Annotated in this window: 1 protein-coding gene and 1 pseudogene; one reads left to right on the top strand and one right to left on the bottom strand. The window is 39.1% G+C overall.

The window, feature by feature from the left end; all coding sequences use genetic code 11:
* A pseudogene (locus OCV67_RS13395) lies at positions 1 to 378 on the top strand (SEL1-like repeat protein); the annotation flags it as partial.
* Between the two features lie 220 nt (positions 379 to 598).
* On the opposite strand, the gene OCV67_RS13390 reads toward OCV67_RS13395, so the two are convergent.
* Positions 599 to 877 (bottom strand): tyrosine-type recombinase/integrase (locus OCV67_RS13390; protein ID WP_147644415.1); only part of this gene is annotated, 279 nt, incomplete at its 5' end.

Genomic DNA, 877 nt, shown 5'->3' with positions numbered 1-877 from the left:
GTTTCGTATTTTGAACAGTGTTCGGATACGAATCCGTGGGCAAGCTACTGGTTAGGAAAAATCTATTTGTTTGGCTGCGGCGATGTTCAGCAAAATCGGGAAAAAGCTTTGGAACACCTTGCCTTTTCCGCTGAACAAGGAAATGAATATGCACAGAATATGATCGATCATTCAGAAGAGTATGAGAATGTAATGCTGACCAACACGATTTTCAGCTTGTTTGTAAATCTCAGTAAGTGTATTTCTGAAGATTATCAGCAGAGATTTCAATCGGGCAGACTATCTGTTGACAGAAAGCTTCGCCGAATGATTCAGGATAAAAAGCAGGCTCTTGGCATGAAAGAAGAACATCTTCAAAATCAGGAACAGTCCTATTAAGCGCTATATGCCCCGTGTCATGATGCAATGGGAATGTTAAGTAGAAAATAGAAGATATATTTAATACAGAGAAGAAAATATATGCACACTGTTCAGCTTTGAAAGCCTGAAGTCAGTGTGCATTTTTCGTCAATTCCGTCAATTAGTAAAAAACAAGCTGTAAATATCGAAGAATCGGTGATTTAAACATGATTAACTACAACTTTCTGACGGCTAAAGTTTAAGCGGTAAGCTGCAAACGGCTTACATAATTTTTCTTCATCTGCATCGATGAATGCACATAACGGTTAAGAGTTATGCTTGCGTCTGCATGACCAAGCAGCTCGCTGAGGGTCTTTGGATCAAAGCCATTTTCAATGCAAACAGTTGCATAAGTGTGACGGAGCAGATGAAAATTTACATTCCTAATACCGCAGACTTTAAGAATTGACTTAAAACGATTCTGCATGGTTCTTGGCTCAGTCGGCTTGCTTGTTCCGGTGATTATATAAAAGTCATC

The organism is Porcipelethomonas ammoniilytica, assembly GCF_025567485.1.
Taxonomy (GTDB): Bacteria; Bacillota; Clostridia; order Oscillospirales; family Ruminococcaceae; genus Porcipelethomonas; species Porcipelethomonas ammoniilytica.
This window is presented reverse-complemented; position numbering and strand designations above follow the sequence as displayed.